A 2261-nucleotide genomic window follows, 5' to 3' on the forward strand; every position below is an offset into this window, starting at 1 on the left:
TTGCATAAACTTAATAGTGATAATAAAAATCTATATAGAATAAGACGGTCTATATCTGATCAAAAAAGCAGCATCTTTAGCGCTATAATTAAGTTAATGATAAAGATAGATCGTTATATGGTTTTCCGTTTTTAAATTAGAGCATTAATTTGTAGTCGGAGGTGTCCTATGAAACGTTTATATTACCTTAGCCCTTCAATTGACAGTGTCGACCAAGTTTCGAAAGATTTGCATGAGCATGGTATTACTGACTGGAACTTTCATATTATTAGTACTAATGAAGAGGGTCTATATAGTCATCATCTCCACTCTGCGAGTGCACTTCAGCGTACCGACTTCGTGCGCTTTGTAGAGCGAGGCTTATTGTCCGGTGGGATGATTGGGCTGTTTTTTTAGTCCCCTTTACTTATATCGAGGAGTTTAGCTTCAATGCATGGCTAGTGATCGCGATCTTTAGCATGTTCTTTGGTGCGTGGTTTGGCGGTGTTGGTGGGCTCAATACTGAACACTACAAGATCCAGAAGTTTCACGAACAAATTATTGAAGGTCAGCACTTGATCTTAGTGGATGTTAACACGAAGGATGAACAACGCATAAAGTGCATTATGGAAATAAGGCACCCCGAGGCGGTACTTCAAGGTTCTAGCTCGACTATTACTAATCCGTTTTCCAAGGATGATGCTGAACACATCAGCGCAAAGTCTTAGGGCTGCGCATTAAGGTGATAAAAGCTTAGATTATCGCCTTAATGCATTATTTGCAGTTCACAAAGTGTTCATGTCGAAATCTGTCAAAGCAAAAATTTCAAGGACTTCATAGGTATTCTTGTCGAGCTTTGCCAAACCAAAGCCTGATTTCCCAATTATGCGGATATAGAAGTATTTGCCTGTATCAAACTCTTGATCCTTATAAATCTTCTTAAGGTAGACTTCTTCAAGAGCTGCTTGCTTGATGCGTTCTTTTTGCTCGCCTAGCTCATGATAATAATCCATGTTCTGTAGATAATCTGTATCCCCTTCACCGGTAAATGCATGAACAGTGATCGCTATTCTAACTTCGGTTGTACCGGTTAAAACGTGGAACTTTGGTGCTGAAGCCAAGCTAGTATCGATAATATTAGGGTCAACAGCTGTCATATCGTAATTCGATGCGGTTTGGATCTCAAATGAGTTATTGACAAGTAATGCTGATAAAGGCCTTTCCTTGTAGATGGTCTGAAACCCATATACAAGCGCTGCTATTTGGAATAATGCAATCACTGACAGGTCAAACTTTAGACTCTTCTTACCTTTTTTATATACGACAAAAGTAAGTAGTGGCCCTAGTATCACGTCTACAGCAAACAGGATTAGAATGATTTCTGATATACCCTGTATTTTGAAGTAGAAGTCAGGATAAATTTGGAATCTGATAAAAAAGTAAACTATCGATACGATAGCGAGACTAATAAGAAAGTGGATTAGAAATGCGATGGGTTTTGTCATAGTCGTCAGTTAAGTTAGTGTTTAAACTAAGCTTAGAAGCGACTTGGATATTTTCAAAGAAATAAAGAACGGAATTAAAAAAAAGCCGCATTTAAGTGCGGCTTTTTAGAAACTACAAAGGTATTGTTATTTCATTTTTTTACGTGTGGCAACTAGTCCTGCCAAACCTAATGCAAACAAAGCAATGGTGCCAGGTTCTGAAACTGCAGTAACTTTAACGTCGTCAAAAATATTACCTGTTGTATCTCTTCCGCCATCTAAGGATGTGAATGTTAAGGTAGAAAGCGAGCTAGTAGCTGTGAATTGATAAGTATACTGATTCCAGTTACCCCATGATTGGTTATAAACAGAATCTGAAAGGTCACCAACACTGACTGAGAAAGCTTCATCAGAGTTAGCTTGGCGGCGGCGACCAGCAAAACTTAACTCGTAGGCCTGACCTGCTGTCGTCGCGAAGTCTTGGAAGATAGAGAACTGACCATTAGCGTCTCCAGGGTGCGCATTAAGTTCTAATACTCTAATTCCATCATCGGCAGGTACGATAAAATTGTTAGACCATATTTCAACATTCTGGCTGGCGTCCCAATTTGGAATGCTAGAATAAATCTGCCACGTAGCTGCGCTTCCATACCCGCCAAGTGCTGCTTCGTTACCAATATCTTCGAAGCTGCCATTTTCTATAAGATTAGCTTGAGCACTCATAGATACAGCAGTAGTTAAACAGATTGAACCGAACAACTTTGTTAAATTTTTCATAATACAGCCTAATTTAATGAA

The 2261-nt window shown here is 39.1% G+C and carries 4 protein-coding genes; 2 read left to right on the plus strand and 2 right to left on the minus strand.

The genetic code is table 11. From position 1 onward, the window contains the following. The first annotated feature begins 168 nt into the window (after window positions 1–168). Entirely contained in the window at window positions 169–396 is a 228-nt protein-coding gene (locus A3756_RS26130) for a hypothetical protein (RefSeq protein ID WP_082865277.1), read from the plus strand. 44 nt (window positions 397–440) lie between these two features. After that, window positions 441–707, plus strand: a complete 267-nt coding sequence (locus A3756_RS26135) for a hypothetical protein (RefSeq protein WP_068633325.1) — start codon at window positions 441–443, stop codon at window positions 705–707. Between the two features lie 57 nt (window positions 708–764). Here A3756_RS26135 and A3756_RS14770 read toward each other — a convergent pair whose 3' ends face one another. Together A3756_RS14770 and A3756_RS14775 are read right to left on the minus strand one after the other, a co-directional pair. Continuing rightward, window positions 765–1484, minus strand: a complete 720-nt coding sequence (locus A3756_RS14770; protein WP_068510718.1) for a hypothetical protein — start codon at window positions 1482–1484, stop codon at window positions 765–767. A 126-nt stretch (window positions 1485–1610) separates the two neighbouring features. Beyond that, on the minus strand, window positions 1611–2261 hold a 651-nt coding region (locus A3756_RS14775), incomplete at its 5' end, for a DUF642 domain-containing protein (protein WP_231875549.1).

The organism is Oleiphilus sp. HI0086, assembly GCF_001635225.1.